This is a genomic window from Brevundimonas sp., from assembly GCF_030682035.1.
GTDB lineage: Bacteria > Pseudomonadota > Alphaproteobacteria > Caulobacterales > Caulobacteraceae > Brevundimonas.
Genome location: NZ_JAUXQZ010000014.1, coordinates 20,098 through 36,802, shown reverse-complemented (window position 1 = coordinate 36,802; position 16,705 = coordinate 20,098). Strand labels below are relative to the sequence as shown.

21 protein-coding genes and 1 tRNA gene are annotated in these 16,705 nt (G+C 65.9%); 14 read left to right on the top strand and 8 right to left on the bottom strand.

Translation table 11 applies throughout. From position 1 onward, the window contains the following. Positions 1–3 precede the first annotated feature (3 nt). Entirely contained in the window at positions 4–2,454 is a 2,451-nt protein-coding gene (hsdR, locus tag Q8K49_RS02095; RefSeq protein ID WP_305303770.1) for an EcoAI/FtnUII family type I restriction enzme subunit R, read from the bottom strand. Positions 2,455–3,015: 561 nt separating this feature from the next. Here hsdR and Q8K49_RS02090 point away from each other — a divergent pair. The 3 genes from Q8K49_RS02090 to Q8K49_RS14800 all read left to right on the top strand — a co-directional run bounded on the left by Q8K49_RS02090 (position 3,016) and on the right by Q8K49_RS14800 (position 4,722). Next, positions 3,016–3,339 carry a hypothetical protein gene (locus tag Q8K49_RS02090; RefSeq protein WP_305303769.1) on the top strand — a complete coding sequence of 108 codons (324 nt, stop codon included), beginning with the start codon at positions 3,016–3,018 and terminating at the stop codon, positions 3,337–3,339. A gap of 667 nt (positions 3,340–4,006) precedes the next feature. Then, positions 4,007–4,504: a hypothetical protein gene (locus Q8K49_RS02080; RefSeq protein WP_305303768.1), complete on the top strand. Its 498-nt coding sequence runs from the start codon at positions 4,007–4,009 to the stop codon at positions 4,502–4,504. Further along, positions 4,501–4,722, top strand: coding sequence for a helix-turn-helix domain-containing protein (locus Q8K49_RS14800; RefSeq protein WP_370867716.1), 222 nt, complete (start codon positions 4,501–4,503; stop codon positions 4,720–4,722). Before Q8K49_RS02080 ends, Q8K49_RS14800 begins: the two co-directional genes overlap by 4 nt. 112 nt (positions 4,723–4,834) lie before the next feature. On the opposite strand, the gene Q8K49_RS02075 is transcribed toward Q8K49_RS14800, so the two are convergent. The 3 genes from Q8K49_RS02075 to hemC form a co-directional block, all read right to left on the bottom strand. Then, positions 4,835–4,910 (bottom strand) — tRNA-Thr (locus Q8K49_RS02075). Positions 4,911–4,951: 41 nt separating this feature from the next. Then, positions 4,952–5,608, bottom strand: a complete 657-nt coding sequence (locus Q8K49_RS02070; RefSeq protein ID WP_305303767.1) for a uroporphyrinogen-III synthase — start codon at positions 5,606–5,608, stop codon at positions 4,952–4,954. 20 nt (positions 5,609–5,628) lie between these two features. Continuing rightward, a complete protein-coding gene (gene hemC, locus Q8K49_RS02065) occupies positions 5,629–6,579 on the bottom strand; it encodes a hydroxymethylbilane synthase (RefSeq protein ID WP_305303766.1) in 951 nt (316 codons plus the stop codon). 71 nt (positions 6,580–6,650) lie between these two features. Between hemC and tsaD the strand changes: the two genes are divergently transcribed. Genes tsaD through Q8K49_RS02050 form a run of 3 tightly spaced genes read left to right on the top strand, consistent with a single transcriptional unit; the run spans position 6,651 to position 9,213 of the window. Then, the gene (gene tsaD / locus Q8K49_RS02060; RefSeq protein WP_305303765.1) at positions 6,651–7,817 is read left to right on the top strand and encodes a tRNA (adenosine(37)-N6)-threonylcarbamoyltransferase complex transferase subunit TsaD; all 1,167 of its coding nucleotides are present in this window, start codon (positions 6,651–6,653) and stop codon (positions 7,815–7,817) included. A gap of 8 nt (positions 7,818–7,825) precedes the next feature. Continuing rightward, positions 7,826–8,824, top strand: a complete 999-nt coding sequence (locus tag Q8K49_RS02055) for an NAD(P)H-dependent glycerol-3-phosphate dehydrogenase (protein ID WP_305303764.1) — start codon at positions 7,826–7,828, stop codon at positions 8,822–8,824. 8 nt (positions 8,825–8,832) lie between these two features. Further along, on the top strand, positions 8,833–9,213 hold the full coding sequence (locus tag Q8K49_RS02050; RefSeq protein WP_305303763.1) for a Rieske 2Fe-2S domain-containing protein: 381 nt from the start codon (positions 8,833–8,835) through the stop codon (positions 9,211–9,213). Positions 9,214–9,219: 6 nt separating this feature from the next. Here the strand turns inward: Q8K49_RS02050 and Q8K49_RS02045 are convergent, their stop codons facing one another. Further along, positions 9,220–9,963, bottom strand: coding sequence for a cyclopropane-fatty-acyl-phospholipid synthase family protein (locus Q8K49_RS02045; RefSeq protein WP_305303762.1), 744 nt, complete (start codon positions 9,961–9,963; stop codon positions 9,220–9,222). A 130-nt stretch (positions 9,964–10,093) separates the two neighbouring features. Between Q8K49_RS02045 and Q8K49_RS02040 the strand changes: the two genes are divergently transcribed. Genes Q8K49_RS02040 through Q8K49_RS02025 form a run of 4 tightly spaced genes read left to right on the top strand, consistent with a single transcriptional unit; the run spans position 10,094 to position 13,172 of the window. Then, complete coding sequence (locus Q8K49_RS02040; protein ID WP_305303761.1) at positions 10,094–10,717, top strand: hypothetical protein; 624 nt, start codon at positions 10,094–10,096, stop codon at positions 10,715–10,717. Positions 10,718–10,721: 4 nt separating this feature from the next. Beyond that, a complete protein-coding gene (locus Q8K49_RS02035; protein ID WP_305303760.1) occupies positions 10,722–11,024 on the top strand; it encodes a transcriptional regulator in 303 nt (100 codons plus the stop codon). A gap of 46 nt (positions 11,025–11,070) precedes the next feature. Then, entirely contained in the window at positions 11,071–11,850 is a 780-nt protein-coding gene (locus Q8K49_RS02030) for a tyrosine-protein phosphatase (protein WP_305303759.1), read from the top strand. Continuing rightward, complete coding sequence (locus tag Q8K49_RS02025) at positions 11,847–13,172, top strand: anthranilate synthase component I family protein (protein WP_305303758.1); 1,326 nt, start codon at positions 11,847–11,849, stop codon at positions 13,170–13,172. Before Q8K49_RS02030 ends, Q8K49_RS02025 begins: the two co-directional genes overlap by 4 nt. Positions 13,173–13,209: 37 nt before the next feature. On the opposite strand, the gene Q8K49_RS02020 is transcribed toward Q8K49_RS02025, so the two are convergent. Genes Q8K49_RS02020 through Q8K49_RS02010 form a run of 3 tightly spaced genes read right to left on the bottom strand, consistent with a single transcriptional unit; the run spans position 13,210 to position 14,729 of the window. Then, positions 13,210–13,746 carry a TadE/TadG family type IV pilus assembly protein gene (locus Q8K49_RS02020; RefSeq protein ID WP_305303757.1) on the bottom strand — a complete coding sequence of 179 codons (537 nt, stop codon included), beginning with the start codon at positions 13,744–13,746 and terminating at the stop codon, positions 13,210–13,212. Further along, positions 13,743–14,297, bottom strand: coding sequence for a TadE/TadG family type IV pilus assembly protein (locus tag Q8K49_RS02015; RefSeq protein ID WP_305303756.1), 555 nt, complete (start codon positions 14,295–14,297; stop codon positions 13,743–13,745). Before Q8K49_RS02015 ends, Q8K49_RS02020 begins: the two co-directional genes overlap by 4 nt. Positions 14,298–14,309: 12 nt before the next feature. Then, a complete protein-coding gene (locus Q8K49_RS02010; RefSeq protein WP_305303755.1) occupies positions 14,310–14,729 on the bottom strand; it encodes a pilus assembly protein N-terminal domain-containing protein in 420 nt (139 codons plus the stop codon). A 267-nt stretch (positions 14,730–14,996) separates the two neighbouring features. On the opposite strand from Q8K49_RS02010, the gene Q8K49_RS02005 reads away from it, so the two are divergent. The 4 genes from Q8K49_RS02005 (at position 14,997) to Q8K49_RS01990 (ending at position 16,656) form a co-directional block, all read left to right on the top strand. Further along, complete coding sequence (locus Q8K49_RS02005) at positions 14,997–15,176, top strand: Flp family type IVb pilin (RefSeq protein ID WP_156389405.1); 180 nt, start codon at positions 14,997–14,999, stop codon at positions 15,174–15,176. A gap of 268 nt (positions 15,177–15,444) precedes the next feature. Further along, positions 15,445–15,624 carry a Flp family type IVb pilin gene (locus Q8K49_RS02000; protein WP_156389405.1) on the top strand — a complete coding sequence of 60 codons (180 nt, stop codon included), beginning with the start codon at positions 15,445–15,447 and terminating at the stop codon, positions 15,622–15,624. Between the two features lie 222 nt (positions 15,625–15,846). Then, a complete protein-coding gene (locus Q8K49_RS01995) occupies positions 15,847–16,026 on the top strand; it encodes a Flp family type IVb pilin (RefSeq protein ID WP_284222522.1) in 180 nt (59 codons plus the stop codon). A 117-nt stretch (positions 16,027–16,143) separates the two neighbouring features. Continuing rightward, positions 16,144–16,656: a prepilin peptidase gene (locus Q8K49_RS01990; RefSeq protein ID WP_305303754.1), complete on the top strand. Its 513-nt coding sequence runs from the start codon at positions 16,144–16,146 to the stop codon at positions 16,654–16,656. The last annotated feature ends 49 nt before the right edge of the window (positions 16,657–16,705 follow it).

Below are 16,705 nucleotides of genomic sequence, written 5' to 3'. Positions count from 1 at the left end.
GAACTAGGCGGACTTCCCGTAAAGTTCGGACTGAAGGTCGTGGACGGCGCGTTCATAGCCCGGGCGCCCGCCGAACGCCTTCACCAACTGCAAGGCCGTTCCCATGCGGTCGAAGGGAGCGATTTTCAGCACCTGGACATCGTCCAGGTTCAGAAGTCCCTCGTCCTCGTATTTGGTCAGGAGGGCTTCCAGCACCGCGCGCGCCTCCGGTCCGTAGCGGGTGAACACATCGCGCTTGCGGACGCTGTCAGCACGCTCCTGACGGGTCAGTGGCGGCTGGTCGAAGGCGACGTGGCAGATCAGGTCAAAGGGGTCGAGGTCCTTGCCGGCGAGGTCGCTCAGCACTTCCAAGGGTAGTCCTTCGTCGGCCAGTTCGTCGATGATCGCCTGCTTGCGGTCGACCTCGTTCCAGCGCCGCAGGAAGGCGTCGAGCGACACGTATCGTTTGCGGAGCGTGTTGCGGGTGAAGTCGCGCAGGCTCTCGGTGACCAGCTTGCCGTTGGCGTCGAGATACTCGATCCGTTCCGAAACCACCGAGACGGCGACCCCGTCCACGTAGACCTTCTTCTGCTTCTCACCGAAACCATCGGTCAGGGTGATGTCGGGCGTATCGACGACGGTCTCATCCGGTCCCGGAACCGGGGGGACGGCGTCCTCTCCGTCTTCGCTGATGACCACATCCTCGGGTGGCGTGATCGGATCAAACTCCCCTGGCTCATAAATCTGGACCGGCTCGCCATCGAAATCCGGGTCGGCGAAGTGGTTGGTCGCGCCCCGGAAATCCATCAGGGTGAAATAGTATTTCCGAGTGTCCTCGTGGACCCGAGTGCCCCGGCCGACGATCTGCTTGAACTCGGTCATGGAACCTACCGCACGGTCCAGCACGATCAGCCGGCAGGTCTGGGCATCCACCCCCGTCGAGAGCAGGCGCGAGGTCGTGACGAGGACCGGGTAGCGCGACTCCGGATCGATGAAGTTTCCGAGCTGGGCCTGGCCCTCAGCGTCGCTGCCGGTGATGCGCATGACGTATTTGGCGTTCTGATCGACGAGGTCTGTGTTCTCGTTGATCAGGGCCCGGCGCATGCGATCAGCGTGCTCTTCGTCGACACAGAAGAGCATCGTCTTCTGGAACCGGTCACCGCTTTCCTTGAGGAACTCGGTCACCCGGCGCGCGACCAGTTTGGTGCGCTCATCCAGCACCAGGGTGCGGTCGAAGTCCTTGGTGTTGTAGATGCGGTCGTCGATCTCCTCGCCGTCCCGGTCGGTCGCACCCTGCTCGGGGCGGTAGCCTTCGACGTCCCGGTCGATGTGGACCTTGATGACCTTGTAGGGAGCGAGGAAGCCGTCGCTGATCCCCTGCTTCAGGGAGTAGGTGTAGACCGGCTCGCCGAAATAGGCGCTGTTCGAGGCGTATTCGGTTTCCTTCGGCGTCGCGGTCAGGCCGATCTGGGTCGCCGAGGCGAAGTGGTCGAGGATTTCCCGCCACGCCGAGTCAGCGGCCGCGCTGCCGCGATGGCACTCGTCCACCACGATGAGATCGAAGAAGTCGGGCGAGAACTCCCGGTAGAGCTTTTTCGCATCCTCGGGACCGGTGATCGCCTGATAGAGGCCAAGGTAGATCTCGAAGGCCGTGTCGATACGGCGCTTGCGGTCCATCGCCAGGGGAAGATCGACCTCGGTGCCGTCCGCCCGCTCAATGGTCTTCGACTTGGTCGACAGCTTCGCCATCGCGGGACCGAATGGCCTGAAGTCGTTGACCATCGTCTGATCGACCAGGATGTTGCGGTCGGCGAGAAACAGGATGCGCTTCTTCCGCTTCGCCTTCCACAGCCGCCAGATGATCTGGAACGCCGTGTAGGTCTTGCCGGTGCCGGTCGCCATCACGAGCAGGACGCGGTCCTTGCCCTTGGCGATGGCCTCGATCGCCGCGTTGACGGCATTGACCTGATAATAGCGTGGGGCCTTCCCGCTGCCGTCGTCGAAGTAGTCCTGAAGCACCATCTGCTCGGCTTCGGGCGTCAGGTTCTTCCAGGCCGTGTAGCGTGCCCAGAGGTCCGCCGGCGAGGGGAAGTCGGCGAGCGAAAGGGTCGTTTCCCGTTCGGCACTGACGCCGGTCCGGTCATGGAAGACGAAGCCGTCGCCGTTCGACGAGAAGACGTAGGGGATGTCCAGCGTTTCGGCATAGGCCAGAGCCTGCTGGATGCCATCGCCGACGCTGTGCTTGTTGTCCTTCGCCTCGATCAACGCGATCGGCAGGTTCGGCTTGTAGTAGAGAACGTAGTCCGCGCGCTTGGCCTTGCCCCGGGTGACCAGCTTGCCCCGCACGATGATGCGGCCCTTGGTGAAACCGACCTCCTCCCGGATTTGAGTCAGCAGGTCCCAGCCCGCACCGGTGAGGGCAGGGGTGATAAACTTCGAGCAGATGTCGCGCTCGCTCAGGGACGATCTGGTCATGCCCGCAGCATGTCCCGCTTGCCGCGAGCGCCGGACTTGCCCATTCGAATGATCATCAGCGCGCCCTCCAGTCGGTTCTACCAGAGCAAGAACGTCCGGCTACGGCAAGTCGCCGCCAATGTTCGGGATACGGCTAGGTCCCAATCCGCTCCATGGCATCTGACCGCTGCGGGACGAGGTGCTCATGATGATCGGGACGAACGAAGAAGCGGTATCGCCCAGAGAGTCCGCTGGAGCGGTCTTGCGCTGTTCGCTCGCTATGTGACCGAACCTCCAGACTTGCGCGTGCAGCACCGGTCCAGAGCGATTTTAGACGACATACGGAGCGCGTGGTTGCTCGACGGTGGTCATAGGATGGTCTGGCAAGTGAATATGTGATCAACATCGCCGACAGCGGGAAGAAATAGATAGTTTATAAAAGCTGCTTGAACGATTGGTTCATCAGAAAGAAAAACAATGTCTAAGGCCGGCCGTCCTCGCGTAATCTCAAAATCTGCGAAAACTTCTCCCCTATCTGAGTTCCTCGATGCGAGATGGGGATCCACTGGCCTCACGAATGACGTGGCTGCAAGCAAGTTCGGCTTCATGGCCGCGAACAATATATCGATGTGGCGCACAGGACGGACAGCTGTTCCCCTGTCACACCTGCCCAAGATCGCCGAACTGCTCCGGGTCGATGTGGTGTCCATTTTTTTGCTTTGGCTCAAGCAATACAAGGTGAGAAACGACAGCGCGCCGTCCATCCTCATCGAGGTCCTGGAGAGGAGACTCATGAGCGCCAACGAGGCGGAGGTGATCAAGACCCTCCGCCATGCGACACGCAACGCTGATCCGGCGTTCTCAGCGGCCGTTCACAGCGCAATCGCCCTCGCGGTCACAAATTAATCGCGACACAGGCGCGCGACACAAAGTGCGACACAAGACGCTCGGGCGGGGATCTAGTAAGTTGATTTGTAACAGAAAAATACCGAATGGCGGAGAGGGTGGGACTCAATGCGTCCCCGCTTTAACTTGATCCCGTTCTCTCTCGACCCGGGCTAGGAGTGGGGAGGATCGCTCGAAGCTTGGATTGAAGTTGATCCGGCGGATCGACCTGACACGGCCAAACGAGTTCTACTCGCCAGCCTCTTCCAGTCAGAGTGCTTTGAAACTTCTCTAGCTCCCTGTTTCGTGCCCGAGCCTGGCCAGGCCACAGCGCCATACCCTCGCTACCGCGAATGCATGTGTGACCGAACTGATCGCAGGGACAGACAAAGATTGCGACACGATGGGCCGGAAACACAAGGTGCGGCTCTCCCGGGAGGCCCCGCCCCCCGAGGACAAAGCGGTGGCCCAGAATATGAGCGGCCGATCGAACGGCTTTCCACGCCTCCTGATGAATAGGTAAACACACCCATCTAGGCACGATGTGAACTTTGCCATTGATAACTCGTGTATTTTGACGATCCACTTGCCGGACTATCGAAGGAAAAAGCCGTATAAATATCTGGCCGCGTCATGTTGACCGGCGGGAACCTCCCCAAGGCGAATGACGTCATTACGGAGACTTCCTATGACAAAATCCGCCACTCAAAGGGACCTGGTCGCTTGGCAGGCTACGACCAATCCCGCAACTTTGAAGGACCTGATCGCTTGGCAGGCGCTCAATCTAAAGACCGACGACGAAAGTGTTGGGCAGTTCTTGAAACGCCGCCTCACTTCGCGGGGCACATCGCTCACTGACGGGTCTTCTAACGATCCCATTGCGACTGCCGCTGCCTCCGACCCGCCGGGCGGTGATCCCCATGCGTTGATTTTCGATGAGATGGGCAGCGCGCTGGTATTCGACGAACGGTTTCGGGCCCTCTTCTTTGAAGGCGTTAGGAGGGGGATTGTCGCAACCGACGTCGCCGATGCTCTGGCTGAGGCAAATCGACAACGGGACTCAGCGGGTGCCGGGAAGGCCCTCGTCCAAGCGGCGCTCGACGGGCGTTTGACACTTTTCGATGAGAACCGTTTCGCATTGATCCGAGCTGCCGTCCGCAAAGATGCTGAGAGCCTTTCCTCATGATCGGCGTAGACCCTCAAGACCGGCAACTAGTGATGACGACCAAGGAGGCTGGCCGTTTCCTCAGGCTTTCTCACCGAACATTGGAAGATTGGCGTCTCACCGGACAAGGGCCGCCGTTCAGAAAGTGGGGTCGACTGGTTCGCTATCACGTCGGGGATCTCAAAGCGTTCGCCGGCGGCCCATCCTTCACCAACACGGGAGAGGCTCTAGCTGCATGATCTGTGGATAAAGTGGGGTGGAAGCCGTGCTTCCATCCTGCTTCCAAAAAGGTTGTATCCCTTCGAGCGAAGCTTTGAAGGAGCGCCAATCCCCTGATTACGTTGGAAAAAATGGTGCCGCTTAGGTGACTCGAACACCTGACCCCCGCATTACGAATGCGATGCTCTACCAGCTGAGCTAAAGCGGCCTTGGCGCAGCGGGCGGCGTGGCCCGCGCGAGAGGCGCTCTTTATACGCGGCGCGGGGGATTGCCAAGCGCCGCGAGCAGGGCGGTTTCATCGGGCGTCCGGGCGAAGCGGATTTCGAGGCCGGAGCGGTCGCCGAGGGGCTGCGCCGCCGGGGCCGAAAGGGCGATCGCCGCCTGGCCGGCGAAGGGGCCCAGCGCCCCCAAAGCGCGGCCCGCGCGTGCGGAATGGACCAGAACGGCGTCAAAGGCGTCGGGGGCCGCGGCCCCGGTCTCGACGGCTTCATAAAGGGGCAGACCGCGGGCCTCGACGCGGCCCCGCAGCAGGGCGGGAAGGTCGCCGGCCGGCTCCAGGGCGCCGGGAACCAGCAGCCGGCCGACCTCAGGTCCCCGCGCGGTCAGGAGAGCGGCCAGGCTGTCGAGGTCGCCGCTCGCCGATTGAACCCGTGCGAAGCCCGCCGTCCGCGCCGCCTGCGCCGTGGCGTCGCCGACCGTGAAGACGGGCAAGGTCCGGTCGAGAGTCAGGGCCGCGAAGGCGGCGACGCCATTGGCGCTGGTGAAGGCCAGGGCGGCGACGCCGGTCAAGTCAGGCGCGGCTTGCGGGATCGGTCGAATGGCCAGCAGGGGCGCGATGACGGGCTCGAAACCGAGGGCGATCAGGCGGTCGGCGGTGCGCGCGGCGCCCGGCTCGGCGCGTGTCACCCAGACGCGGCGGATCGTCGTCAGGGCTCGACCCGCTGGTCGCCGGCCATGGCGTGGACCTCGGCGCCGAGCCGAAGGCCGAGGGCGCGGGCCTGGTCCATGGCGTCGGCGGCCGTGACGTCGCCGATCTCGCCCGAGCGACGCCAGCGAGCAGAGCCGTCCGGCGCAAGCATTTCCGTGGTCAGCCGCAGGTGGCCGTCCGCGATCTCCGCATGGGCGCCCATAGCGGTGCGGCACGAGCCCTCCAGCGCCGTCATCGCGCCTCGCTCCGCCGCCACGGCCACGGCCGTCATCGGATCGTTCAGCGCCGCGACCCAAGCCGCGTCTGTGTCTTCCATCCGGGTCTGCAGCGCCAGCGCGCCCTGTCCCGGCGCGGGCACGAAGGCGTCGAGCGACAGGCGTTCGCGGATCACGTCCTCGAAGCCGAGCCGGTTCAGGCCCGATACCGCCAGCAGGATCGCGTCGAACTCGCCTTCGGCCAGTTTGCGCAGCCGGGTATCGACATTGCCGCGCAGCATTTCGATGGTCAGGTCAGGCCGCAGCGCCAGGGCCTGCGCCTGCCGCCGCAGCGAAGCGGTGCCCAGCCGGGCGCCGACAGGCAGGTCGGCGAACGAAGCGAAGGTCTCGCTGACGAAGGCGTCGCGGGGATCCTCGCGCGGCGGGACGGCGGCGATGCACAGGCCGTCGGGCTGGTCGGCCGGGACGTCCTTCATCGAATGCACGGCGACATCGACGCGGCCTTCCGCCAACGCCTCCTCGATCTCCTTGGTGAACAGCGCCTTGCCGCCGATCTCCATCAGGCGGCGATCCTGCACCCGGTCGCCGGTAGTGACGATCTCGACCAGGGGGACGGCCTCGGGAAGGTCCGCGTCCGCGACGCCAAGCGCCCGGCCGATGGCGCGCTGCATCATGCCCGACTGGGTCAGGGCCAGTTTCGAGCGGCGCGTGCCGATGCGGACGAGAGGAGCCATGAGTCGTTGCGCCATGAATCGTTGCGCCCGGAATCGTTGCGTCCGGGGGACGGGGTCGCTACCTCGACCCGATGGAGAGGTCCGCCGACTATAGCAGCGATGTGAGCCGGGCAACCGGCCCCCTCACCGTGCTCGGCCTCGAAACCAGCTGCGACGAGACCGCCGCCTCGGTGGTGCGCCTGTCGCCTGACGGCGAGGCGACGGTGTTGTCCTCGGTGATTCACAGCCAGATCGACGACCACGCGGCCTATGGCGGCGTCGTCCCCGAGATCGCGGCCCGCAGTCATGTCGAGATGATCGACGGCGTCGTGCGCCGCGCGATGGACGAGGCGGGGCTGACCTATGAAGCGCTGGACGGTGTCGCCGCCACGGCCGGGCCGGGACTGGTCGGCGGCGTCATGGTGGGCCTGAGTTTCGGCAAGGCGGTGGCGTTGGCGCGGGGCCTGCCGCTGATCGCTGTCAACCATCTGGAGGGCCATGCGGTCTCGGCCCGGCTCGGCGGCCGGGCGGACTATCCCTTCCTGTTGCTGCTGGTTTCGGGCGGACATTGTCAGCTGCTGGAGGTCCGGGGCGTCGGCGACATGACGCGGCTTGGCACGACCATCGACGACGCCGCGGGCGAGGCCTTCGACAAGATCGCCAAGGCGCTGGGGCTCGGCTATCCCGGCGGTCCGGCGCTGGAGAGGCTGGCCGAGGGCGGCGACGGATCGCGCTTCGACCTGCCGCGCGCCTTGCTGGGCCGCAAGGACTGCGACTTTTCCTTCTCCGGGTTGAAAACCGCCGCCGCTCGCCTCGCCCAGGCCTGCGAGACGGATCAGCAGCGGGCCGATCTGGCGGATGCGGTGCAGACCGCCATCGCGCGCCAGCTCAGCGAACGCTCGGATCGCGCGCTCAAGGCTTGGGCGGAATCTCACGCCCTCAAGCAGCCTCGTCCCGCGGACGAGGCGATAGGGCAAACCAAAGGTCTGTTCGTGGTGGCGGGCGGCGTGGCGGCGAACCGGACGGTCCGGGCGACGCTGCAGGCGACGGCGGAAAAGAACGGATTCGCCTTTCTGGCTCCGCCCATGGCCTATTGTACCGACAATGCGGCGATGATCGCGCTGGCGGGGGCGGAACGGTTGCGGAAGGGGCTGGTTTCCGACATCGACACCGCCGCCCGGCCGCGCTGGCCGCTAGACGAATACAGCGCGCTCAACGACCCGACGCATGCGCCGGGCCGCAAGGGCGCCAAGGCTTAGGACGACGCATGCAGTTCAAGACCGCGGGAGTGATCGGCGCCGGCGCCTGGGGCACGGCCCTGGCCCAGGTCGCCGGCTGGGCCGGCCTCGACGTCCTGTTGCAGGCGCGCGAGCCAGAGGTGGTCGAGAGCATCCGCGCCCGCCGCGTCAATGAGGCCTTCCTGCCGGGGATCACGCTGGATGATCATGTAGAGGTCACTGCCGATCTGGCCGATCTCGGGGCCTGCGACGTCATTCTCGCCGTCCCGCCCGCCCAGCATATGCGCTCGACGCTGGCGGCGTTTGCGGCTCACCATCGGCCCGGCGTACCGGTCATCCTCTGCTCGAAGGGGATCGAGCGCGGCTCGCTGAAGCTGATGACCGATGTGCTGGCGGAAACCCTGCCGGCCGCCCCGGCGGCGGTTCTGTCCGGACCCAGTTTCGCCGCCGAGGTGGCGCGCGGTCTGCCCTCCGCCGTCACCCTGGCCTGCGCTGACGAGGCGCTGGGCGAGGAGCTGATGTGGACCCTGTCGGCGCCGGGATTTCGGCCCTATCTGGCCACCGACCTGATCGGGGCCGAGGTCGGCGGGGCGATCAAGAATGTGCTGGCGATCGCTTGCGGCATGAGCGAGGGCCGCGGCCTGGGACGCAGCGCCCACGCCGCCCTGATCACCCGCGGCTTCGCCGAAATGACCCGGATGGGCGTCGCTCTGGGCGGCAGGGCCGGGACTGTGGCCGGCCTGTGCGGCCTCGGCGATCTGGTGTTGACCTGCTCCAGCCCCCAGTCACGCAATATGAGCCTGGGTCTGGCGCTCGGCCAGGGCCAGACGGTGGAGCAGGCCCTGGCCGGAAAACGGTCGGTGGCCGAGGGCTACGAGAGCGCGCCGGCGGTGCGCGAACTGGCCGCGAAGATGGACGTCGACATGCCGATCTCGCTCGCCGTCGCGGCCCTGCTGAGCGGCGAGACCACGGTCGAGGCGGTGATCGACAATCTGCTGTCGCGCCCACTGAAGGCTGAACGGCACTAGCGCGCGGGATGGACGAGACCCCGCCGATCAGCGAACGCAAACGCGTCTGGACCACGCCGGCGGGCGTGGCCCTGTGCGCCGAGGCGGACATCGCCGACCCCGGCTCGCGCGGCTTCGTGCTGCAGATCGGCGAGGCCTTCTTCCACGGGTTCGTGGTGTGCAAGGCCGGTCAGGTCGCCGGCTATGTCGACCGCTGTCCGCACCAGGGCTTTCCGCTGGCGATCGAACTGGACCGCTATCTGGTGCCGGACGGATCGCTGATCCTGTGCGGCTGGCACGGGGCGGTTTTCGAGCCGCTGTCCGGGGCCTGCGTCGGCGGTCCCTGCGCCGGGGCCAGACTGACACCGTGGCCGGTTGCGGCTTCGGGCGGGATCATCCGCACCGCCTGACGTTGGTCAGTCCGGATTGCGCAGCAGATAGAGGCCAAAGCCGATATAGTCGCGGCCGAACTCCATGATGGCCTGAACCCGGTCGGCGTTCAGCCGGATCGACGCCGCCCCGGGCGCTTCGGGATTGGCGTCCAGCCAGGCGCGGGCGGCGGCGATGGAGTCGCCGGAATAGGTGTCGAACACATCCTGCGGCGAAACCCGGCCTTCGATCACTTCAAACCCGGCTGCCGCCGCCGCGGCGCGCCAGCCGTCGTCGTCGGTATAAAGGTTGGTGGCCTCGGTGATCTGGCGCAGCGGGGCGGGCGGCTCAGCCAGCCAGACGACGTCGCCCCACAGCAGCCAGCCGCCGGGCTTGAGGCTCCGGCGCAGGGCGATGAAGCCGGCCTCCGGTGTCGGCCGGCCCTCGCCGCTGACATCAGTGGTCCCGAGCGCCACGATCAGATCGACCGGTCCCTTCCGCGCCAGCACCTCGGCGGCGCGGGCCACCGTCAGCGACACCCTGTTTTCGACGCCCGCGGCCTCGATCCGGCTTCGGGCCAGATCCGCCATGACCGGATCCAGCTCAATGGCCGCGACGGCCAGGCCGAACCGTTGCGCCAGCTGGATGGCCACCGTCGCATTGCCCGTGCCGATGTCGATCGCGGTCGCGCCTTGGCCAAGGCCCGTGCGCGCCACCGCCGCTTCGAGCGTCGCCAGCTCCACGGCGTTGCATACCTCGCGGACCTCATAGGCGATGCGCTGGAAACTCATGGACATGAGCGCTTGTGTCCCGGAGCGGCGAACCAGGCAAGGGCGTCGCGCGGCTGAAATGCAAGGAACCAAGTGCTTTGCATTACAAAGTAATTGTGGCATAAGGGGGCTGCATACGGAGACCCACCCCATGACCGATAACACCGAAGACCCCGCCGCCGACATCGCCTGGATGCGGCGCCTCGCCGAAGAGGGCGCCCAGGCGCCGATGCAAGGCGCCTCCATCCTGATGAGCGCCGGCCTGATCTACGGCGCGGCCAGCCTGTTCCACTGGACCCAGATCAGCGGAGTCTTTCCCGCCAGCGGTCTGGCGATCGGCATCGGCTGGCTGGCGGCCACCGGCCTGTTTCTGCTCACCCTCTTCGTCATCCTCTCCCGCCTCAAGCGCGAGCGCGGCGTCATGACCGCCGGCAACCGCGCCAGCGGAACCGTCTGGAGCGCCCTGGGCTGGGGCATTTTCGCCCTGTTTCTTTCGATGGCGGCGGTGGGTTGGCGTACAGGGGCGGAGGGCGGCCTGCTCGCCATGTCGCTCGGGATATCGGTGATCATGGTCTTCTACGGCATCGGCTGGGCGGTCACCGCGGCCATGTATCGCAGCCGGATGCTGTGGGGCCTTGCCATCGGCTCCTTCGCGGCAGCGCCGCTTCTGGCCAGCCTGACCGGTCTGGATGCGCAGTATCTGGCCTATGCCGGCGCCCTGTTCCTGCTGATGGCCCTGCCCGGCTTCCTGCTGATGCGGCAGGCGCGGGCCTGATCGCATGACGGGCGAGTTCGACATCAACCGCATCGACGAGGTCATCCACGGCAGGGTGCGTCTGGGGATCATGGCCGTGTTGTCCGGCGTCGAAAGCGCGGACTTCAACACCCTGAAGGCGCGGCTGCAGACCACGGACGGCAATCTGTCGGTCCATCTGCGCAAGCTGGAGGACGCCGGCTTCGTGGCCGTGAGCAAACGGTTCGAGGGTCGCAAACCCCTGACCGAGGCCGCGATGACGCCGGTCGGCCGCAAGGCCTTCGTCGCCTATCTCGACGCCATGCAGGGCCTCGTCGGCAAGGCGTAGCCGCAGGGTGGTGGTTCGTATCGGGAGGGTCGTCTAGACAGGGCGAATGACCGGCCGCATCCACCGTTTCGACGCTCTCGACAATTTCCGCGACTACGGCGACTACGCCACGGCGGCCGGACGACGGGTCGCCCCCGGCCGGCTGTTCCGGTCCGGCCATCAGGCCTGGGCCAGCGAGGCCGATCTGGACCGGCTCGGCGCCCTGGGCATCGCCACGGTGGTTGATCTGCGCCGGCCGTCGGAGCGCCGCCACCAGCCCTCCAAACGGCCTCCGGGTTTCAGCGGCGCGGTGATCGAGAGCGCCCATGACGACGGCGGCGAAGCGCCGCACCTGACCTTCCTGCGGACCGCCGACCTGACCCCGGACTCGGGCCGGCGCTTCATGACCGACACCTACCGGCGATTGGCCTTCGAGCCGTCGCACCTTGAGCTGTTCGCGCGATATTTCCGCGCCCTCGGCGAGACGAACGGTCCGGTGTTGATCCACTGCGCCGCCGGCAAGGACCGCACTGGCCTGCTGGCCGCCCTGACCCATCATCTGCTGGGGGTGCATCACGACGACATGGTCGCGGACTATCTGCTGACCAACACCGCCGTCGATCTGGAAGGTCGTGCGCCGGGCATCGCCCGCCAGCTTGAGGCGCAGACCGGCCGGGCCGCTTCCCATGACGCCGTGGTCGCCTTCCTGGGGGTCGAGGCCGTCTATCTGGACACCGCCCTGACCGAGATCGCAGCCCTTCACGGATCGACCGACGCCTATCTGGAGCAGGCGCTCGGGGTCGATCCGGCCCTGCGCGACCGGATCGGCGCGCGGCTGGCGGCGTGACCGGGCGGGCGCGATCCGTCGAGGTCCGCGAGCGGGCGTGGCGCGATCCGCTGGTGGTCGCCGCAGGCCTTCGCCATCTGGACGGGCCGCTGGCCCTGTTGTCCGACGGCGGCGTCCTGGGCCGCTGGTCTTTCGTCGCCGCTGAACCGGACCTTGTCCATGTCGGGACCACGGGGGCCGGTGGGTCGCTGGACCTGTTGCGGAGCCCCGACTTCGCCGCGGGCGTGATCGGCCTGCTGGCCTATGACGCCGGAGCCCGCGTTGCGACCGGCCCGCGCGATCCGGTCTGGCCCGACCTGATGCTGGCCCGCTATCCGGCCATGCTGGCCTTCGATCATCAGGAACGCCGGGTGCGGGTCTTCGGCCGGGGAGATGATCCGGACGACGCGACAGCCGCGGCCGACCGCGCGGAGAGCTGGCTGGTCTCTGTCGTCGACCCGACCTGTCCGCCGCCCCCCGCCGATGACTTCGTCGCCGAAGCGTCGCCGGAGGCCTATCTCGCCGCGGTCGCCGATGTCGTGGACCGGATCGCGGCAGGCCATCTCTACCAGGCCAATATCGCGAGGGCCTGGTCCGGTGGGCTGAAGCCCGGCGCGGACCCCTTCGATGTCATGCTTCGGCTGGCGGAGCGGGCCGCGGCCTATGGCGCCTTCTGGCGACTGGGCGATCGCGCCGTCGTGTCCAACTCGCCCGAACTGTTCCTGACCTTCGATCCGCACAGCCGCCGCATCGAGACCCGGCCGATCAAGGGCACCCGCCCGCGCGACGCCGATCCGGCCCGCGACGCCGCCCTGGCTGTTGAGCTCAGCGCCAGCGCCAAGGACCGGGCCGAGAACCTGATGATCGTCGATCTGATGCGCAACGACCTGTCGCGCGTTGCGCAGTCCGGCTCGGTTTCCGTGGCTGCGCTGTTCGAGGTTGAGAGCCATCCGACCGTCCATCATCTGGTTTCGACGGTCACGGGTCTGGCCCGCGCCGGGATCGGACCGGCGGAGCTGCTGGAGGCGACCTTCCCGCCCGGCTCCATCACCGGCGCGCCCAAGCATCAGGCCATGAAGGTCATCGCCGGGCACGAGCCGCCGCGCGGGCCCTGGTGCGGCAGCCTGTTCCATATCGAGGACGACGGCCGATTGACGGCCTCGGTGCTGATCCGGACGGCCTCGTTCGAGCGGATGGAGGGCGGGTGGCGTTTTCGCACACTGGCCGGCGCCGGCATCGTGGCGGACAGCGATCCGGACGCCGAACTGGCGGAGACTACAGCCAAGATCAGGGCGCTAAGGGAAGCGCTGACGGGGCCAGAGTTATGCTGGAGCGAAATCTGAGCCTTGATGGACTGCGTCCACCAAGGCCGATTTCGCGCTAGCAGTTCGAACAGAGGATTTTGTCCACCGTCCGCGGCCGCAGATAATAGATGTGCGAGAACCGGGTGATGCCGGGCATGAAATAGTCGATCGGAGAATCGTAGTCATAGGTCGCTTCCGACACGATGATGCTCTCGCCGTCGGAGATCAGATCGGTCGGCAGGGTGATGGTGGAGTTGACCACCCGGGCGGTCATGCCGTCACCGCGGCTCCAGTCGACCCTGGCGACACCCAAGGTGCGGGTTACGCTGCTGACCCGCTGTTTCAACGCGACGGTGGAGAACGGCTTCATGATCAGGCCGCCGATGGCGAAGATATCGTCCAGATTCGCTGTCGCGACTGAATCCTCCTGGGCCACCAGGTCAGCGACCATGGCCGAGACGTGACCCATCCGCTTCTGGGCCATGAAGCCCTGACAGAACTCGGCCATGCCGAAATAGAAGGCGATCAGCACGGGCGCGAGCAGGGCGAACTCGACGGCCGAGACGCCCCGCTCGTCGCGACCGAGCCGCGAGAATACGCCGCGCCGCATCATGCCGGTTCATTCCGGAAGGCGGTGGTCGCGGTCAGCATGGCGGCGCCGTCGTTCATGCGCGACAGGCCCTGGGCCAGGAAGGTCGTCAGCAGCGGCTGGCGGTACCAGACCCGCACCAGGATCAGGTCGCCCGGAAGACCATTGCTGTAGGTCAGGACCCCATTATTGAACGTGCCGCCGGCCATGGGATCGGGCGGGGTGGTGGCGAACTGCGGAATGACCCGCACATCGACGGTGGCGCGGCTGTTGCAATCGGCGGCGAAGATGCTCATCCGGCCGCACAGCGACGTCTTGAACGTGGCCGCTGTCATGGACTGGGCGCTGGCCCGGCCGGTTCGAACCAGTCGTCCGGTCTCGATGGTGGCGTTCTCCAGAATGGAATCGGTCACGAAGACAATGCCGAGCTCCAGGATGGCGAACACCAACAGGATGAAGGGCAGGGCGACCATGCCGAACTCGACGGCGGCCGAGCCGTCGGTCGATCGGATCAGGCCGCGGGCGAAGCGCGCGCGAAACCGTTTTCGTGGCTGATGAGTGGAGCGGAGAGACACCGGTCCGATTCCTCAGGGGGTCGGCGCGGCGCCGCTGGTCCCGCGCAGCGAGGGTGAGCAGGACGAGGCGCAGGCCATCTCGGTGGCCTGGCCGCCGCGCCAGACCCGGACCCGTCCTGAACCGGCGCCGTCGGTGACGACAATCTGGCTCTGGAACACCGTGCGACCGATCGTATCGACCGCCACGATTTCAGTAACCCCATTGCCCTTGCCGGTGATGTAGAGGGTGTTGGCGTCCACCACCGTCACGTCGGCGATGGCGGGATTGCCCACGATGACCGAACCGGCTTGTCCACGCAGCTGGACCCGCTGGGTCTGATCGATCTCGACGTTCATGCTGCCCGACTGGGCCGTTCCGATGGAAGGCGCGAGCAGGAGGGCAGAAGAGACCAGGACAGCGGCAAGGCGGGCGGGGGAGGCGGATCGGGTCATGGCGTCGACTTCCAGTGAACGGGGCGCGCGCGTGAGCGTCTCCAGACACTGCCCTCCAAACCTCAAGAAAGTCTGAAATCATGCAATCACGCCCAAAATCATAGTAAACGCGACGTCAATAAAGAAATCGTGCTGACGTATCGTTGTTTTACTCGCCCTTAATCCGCGAGGCGCAGGCTGATCGTGCAAGAGGGGGTCAAGCGGGCACAAGCCGATGACCCTGTTGGTGTCAACGATCGCTCGCTTAAACACAGAAGGATTTCAGTCATGACCAAATTCGTTTCGAAATTCATGTCCGACGAGTCGGGCGCCACGGCCATTGAATACGGCCTGATCGCTGCGCTCATCGCCGTCGTCATCATCTCGGCCGTGACGGCCCTGGGTTCGACCATCAAGACCAAGTTCAACGCCGTCGTCACCGGCATGGGCGGCACCGCCGGCGCCTGATCGCCGACGACAGTCCTGAAACCGGCGAGGGGCCGGAGCGGAAACGCTCCGGCCCCTTTACCTTGGCCGCGCCGTCGATCGTCGCCTGCCTCCGGAAACCTGCGGGTCTGCAACATGAAAACTTTTTAGAGTAAATATCCAAGTAACCACGCCCGCCCACGTGACTTTAACCGTTATCGGCGAAAACAGTCCTGCGTTTGGGGGTCAAGCGGGCTACCGGCTCCCCCCGTTTCAATAGCTCGCTTCATTCCATCCAAAGGAAAATCCAATGACCAAGTTCGTTTCGAAATTCATGTCCGACGAGTCGGGCGCCACGGCCATCGAGTATGGCCTGATCGCTGCGCTCATCGCCGTCGTCATCATCTCGGCCGTGACGGCCCTGGGTTCGACCATCAAGACCAAGTTCAACGCCGTCGTCACCGGCATGGGCGGCACCGCCGGCGCCTGACCGCGGCGAAAGTCCTGAAACCGGCGAGGGGCCGGAGCGGAAACGCTCCGGCCCCTCTGCTATTCCGGCGGGCCGGATCCCCTTTTTATGGTCAAGGCCGGGGTAAGCAGTTTTGTGCGCCGGGACTTAACCCAGGCGCGGCAGGGTGCGGAAGTTCAGGGGGTCAGACGGGCGACCGGCTCCCCCGCCCGTCGCCAGCAACCCCTCAGGAGGGAAAACCCAATGACCAGGTTCGTATCGAAATTCATGTCCGACGAGTCGGGCGCCACGGCCATTGAGTACGGCCTGATCGCTGCGCTCATCGCCGTCGTCATCATCTCGGCCGTGACGGCCCTCGGCTCCACCATCAAGACCAAGTTCAATGACGTCGTCACCGGCATGGGCGGCACCGCCGGCGCCTGACCGCGACGAAAGTCCTGAAACCCGCGAGAGGCCGGAGCGAAACACTTCGGCCTCTTTCGCTTGTATCGCGCCCTGTATGGCAACCCGACTTTAACCGTCGGTGACCCACAAGGGGGAATGGACACCGTCACTCTGATCCTTCTCGGCGTCATGCCGGCGCTCGCCATCGTCGCGGGCCTCAAGGACCTGACGTCGATGAAGATCCCGAACTGGATCTCCGGCCTTCTGATCCTCGCCTTCTTCCCCGCCGCCCTGACCGTGGGTCTCGATCCCATGACGGTGGCCGCCAACATCGGGGTCGCGGCCCTGGCGCTGGTGATCGGAGCGGGCATGTTCGCCCTGCGCTGGATAGGCGGCGGTGACGCCAAGCTGATGGCGGCGACCTGCCTTTGGCTGGGCGCGACCGGCTCAGGCATGTTCCTGCTGTGGACGGGCGTGATGGGCGGCCTGTTCTGTCTGGTCCTGTTGTTCGCGCGCTTTCATTCACGCCCTTATCTGTTGGGCGCGCCCGGATGGGTGGTGCAGCTGATGGAGCCCCGCGGCGACATTCCCTATGGCGTGGCCATCGCCGCCGGCGCGCTGATGGCCTATCCGGCCTCGCCGCTGCTCGCCACCTTCATCGCAGGATAGCGCGGGTTCGTCCGACACTTAGGCCGTCGTTAACCCGCGCCCGGCATGG

Coding starts and splice junctions, on each gene's coding strand:
- Q8K49_RS02010 (WP_305303755.1), bottom strand. CDS start 14,729: ATGACCCGATCCGCCTCCCCCGCCCGCCTTGCCGCTGTCCTGGTCTCT.
- Q8K49_RS02005 (WP_156389405.1), top strand. CDS start 14,997: ATGACCAAATTCGTTTCGAAATTCATGTCCGACGAGTCGGGCGCCACG.
- Q8K49_RS02055 (WP_305303764.1), top strand. CDS start 7,826: ATGCAGTTCAAGACCGCGGGAGTGATCGGCGCCGGCGCCTGGGGCACG.
- Q8K49_RS01995 (WP_284222522.1), top strand. CDS start 15,847: ATGACCAGGTTCGTATCGAAATTCATGTCCGACGAGTCGGGCGCCACG.
- Q8K49_RS02030 (WP_305303759.1), top strand. CDS start 11,071: ATGACCGGCCGCATCCACCGTTTCGACGCTCTCGACAATTTCCGCGAC.
- Q8K49_RS02045 (WP_305303762.1), bottom strand. CDS start 9,963: ATGAGTTTCCAGCGCATCGCCTATGAGGTCCGCGAGGTATGCAACGCC.
- Q8K49_RS14800 (WP_370867716.1), top strand. CDS start 4,501: ATGATCGGCGTAGACCCTCAAGACCGGCAACTAGTGATGACGACCAAG.
- Q8K49_RS02000 (WP_156389405.1), top strand. CDS start 15,445: ATGACCAAGTTCGTTTCGAAATTCATGTCCGACGAGTCGGGCGCCACG.
- hsdR (WP_305303770.1), bottom strand. CDS start 2,454: ATGACCAGATCGTCCCTGAGCGAGCGCGACATCTGCTCGAAGTTTATC.
- Q8K49_RS02080 (WP_305303768.1), top strand. CDS start 4,007: ATGACAAAATCCGCCACTCAAAGGGACCTGGTCGCTTGGCAGGCTACG.
- Q8K49_RS02035 (WP_305303760.1), top strand. CDS start 10,722: ATGACGGGCGAGTTCGACATCAACCGCATCGACGAGGTCATCCACGGC.
- hemC (WP_305303766.1), bottom strand. CDS start 6,579: ATGGCTCCTCTCGTCCGCATCGGCACGCGCCGCTCGAAACTGGCCCTG.
- Q8K49_RS01990 (WP_305303754.1), top strand. CDS start 16,144: ATGGACACCGTCACTCTGATCCTTCTCGGCGTCATGCCGGCGCTCGCC.
- Q8K49_RS02040 (WP_305303761.1), top strand. CDS start 10,094: ATGACCGATAACACCGAAGACCCCGCCGCCGACATCGCCTGGATGCGG.
- Q8K49_RS02020 (WP_305303757.1), bottom strand. CDS start 13,746: ATGATGCGGCGCGGCGTATTCTCGCGGCTCGGTCGCGACGAGCGGGGC.
- tsaD (WP_305303765.1), top strand. CDS start 6,651: ATGGAGAGGTCCGCCGACTATAGCAGCGATGTGAGCCGGGCAACCGGC.
- Q8K49_RS02050 (WP_305303763.1), top strand. CDS start 8,833: ATGGACGAGACCCCGCCGATCAGCGAACGCAAACGCGTCTGGACCACG.